At 39.2% G+C, this 2265-nt stretch carries 3 protein-coding genes; all 3 read right to left on the bottom strand.

The genetic code is table 11. The annotated features are described in order from the left end of the window. Positions 1-87 precede the first annotated feature (87 nt). Positions 88-876 carry a YgcG family protein gene (locus CDOM16188_RS11025; protein WP_172202195.1) on the bottom strand — a complete coding sequence of 263 codons (789 nt, stop codon included), beginning with the start codon at positions 874-876 and terminating at the stop codon, positions 88-90. 23 nt (positions 877-899) lie between these two features. Further along, entirely contained in the window at positions 900-1790 is an 891-nt protein-coding gene (locus tag CDOM16188_RS11020) for a YgcG family protein (RefSeq protein WP_172202193.1), read from the bottom strand. A gap of 85 nt (positions 1791-1875) precedes the next feature. Then, positions 1876-2265: hypothetical protein (locus CDOM16188_RS11220; protein WP_216656294.1), on the bottom strand; the 390-nt coding region annotated here is incomplete at its 5' end.

Genomic DNA, 2265 nt, shown 5'->3' with positions numbered 1-2265 from the left:
CTGGTGAGGTGGGGGAATGAAATTTCACTTGCAAACAAAGATAAAAAAGCAGTTAAAAGTAGTAAAATTTTCTTCATTTGTAATCTCTTAACCCTCTTTTGCTTTCTTTGGGCCAAACAAAGAATTTAAAATACCTAAATTTACGTATCTGCTCCCATCATCTCTCATTTCTACGCGCATAGTTAAAAATGAAAACACAAAAACAATGCTAAAAAAGATAAAAGACGGCAAGCCGTAAGGCAAGGCTTTCATCAAAAATACGGTTAGCATACCTGCAAGCACGGAAGACATGCCGACTTGGGTAAAAAAAGTAAGATTTGACTTATGGCTTATAATCCATAAAATCAACCCTCCAATTGTCGAAATCCCAAGCATAGCTATAGTAGCATCTTCATATGGATGATTTATGTAGTCATTACTCTTGTCATCATCCATAAATTCCAAAATCTTCACGACTCCAAGCTTTAAAGCGCCGTCTATCCTTCCTTCTCTTAGTTTAGCCTCTATAATCTCATACGCTATCGAACCACCATTAAGCCAATCACCCTTTGTTACGATAGTTGCCCTTGAATTTGCGTAGTTTTGCAAGCTATAATCCACAACCAAAACAGCGGTCTTGTCATTGATATTCCAGTGCTTTGCAAGATTTTGACTATAGAGCGCAAGATCCTCTTCTTGCTTTAGCTGCATCACAATCACTATAAGCTTGTTGCCATACTTACTCTCGTGCTCATTTATCATCCTATCAAGATCGCTTTTAGCAAATTCGCTCAACATACCTGATTTGTCTATGACGGAGCCTGAAAGATCAGGGAAATTTCCCTCACTAAAAGCAAAGCTAAAAACAACCATTAAAGATATCAAAAACTTCTTCATAAAAAATTCCTTTTATCTTAAATCTACCATCTTCCGCTAGCTCCGCCACCGCCAAAGCTTCCGCCGCCTCCACTAACGCCACTGCCGCTACTACCTTCGCTTTCAACGAAGTATTTATAGCTATCAACTCCTTTTTTCCAGCCATATATCAACTTCTCATCAGGCGTACGCCTAATCTCTTTAAAAACATAAGGAAAAACAGCTACCATGCCAACTAAAATGGCTAATGTTTTATATATTATAGGATCTATAGGCGCACTGATGATAGCTCCCGCAAAACCTCCGACTATAATCGAACCAAAGATACTAGAGCCTACATCGCTTATAACTCTACGTCCGCTTAGCCTACCTATAAATATAAAAACAGAACAAGACGCTATCAAAAAGGCAATGACAAGCAAAACATTATCGACAAATACCTGCTCTTTTACTATATCGTTACTTGCATCTTCATCGGTAAAATCCAAAATTCTAGCAACGCCTCCTAAAATTCCCTCTTCAAAATCACCGCTTTTAAATTTCGGAACCATTACCTTTTCGATTATACTCTTGCTTATGGCGTCGGTTAGAACTCCTTCAAATCCGTATCCAACCTCTATGCGAATTTCTTTTTCGTTTGGAGCTACTACCAACAATACTCCGTTATCTTTATTTTTTTTACCTATAGCCCACTTTCTTGCAAGAGCTAAAGAGTAACTTTCTATGGAGTATTTATCAAGCGATTTTATAGTTGTGACTATGATTTGACTACCGGTTGCTTTTTCGTGGGCTTCAAGCGTCGCAGTTAGGCTATCTTTTGTGCCTTTAGTTAGTATGTTTGCCTCATCCACAACCCTACCCGTAAGCTCCGGAAGTGAAATTTGATCTGCAAAGAGTGATATAAAAGTAAGTAAAACAAACAATATCTTTCTCATGAAACCTCCCTTTTGGGCTAAATTTACAGAGTCACTAAAATTAGCTTTCTGTAAACTTAAACTCTATTTCATAAATTTTATAGCTTTACCACCTTCCGCTAGCTCCGCCACCACCAAAGCTTCCGCCTCCGCCGCTAAAGCCGCCTCCTCTACTTCCACCGCTAAAGCCTCCACTGCTGCTACTGCCACCAAAGCCACCGCTTTTCAAAAGCCCTCTTGGCATCTTTCTTATCTTGTCAAAGGCAAATATAAAAATTGCTATTGTAACAACTAAAGCAACGACTATCGCGATCATAGCTGAGCCGGTAAATGTAATGACAAGAACGCCGATAAAAAATCCCATCAAGCCCGATAGTAGCATAGAAGTAGCGATATCGCTAACTATCCTAAACCTCTTAATCATCCCGCCAACAAAAACCAAGATAATCGAACCTCCGACAACACCCGAAGAAAGAGTGTAGAAGATATCCTCAAG

Source organism: Campylobacter sp. RM16188 (assembly GCF_012978795.1).
Classification (GTDB): Bacteria; Campylobacterota; Campylobacteria; order Campylobacterales; family Campylobacteraceae; genus Campylobacter_A; species Campylobacter_A canis.
The sequence above is the reverse complement of the archived record's forward strand: the minus strand, read 5'-3'. Positions and strand labels throughout refer to the sequence as shown.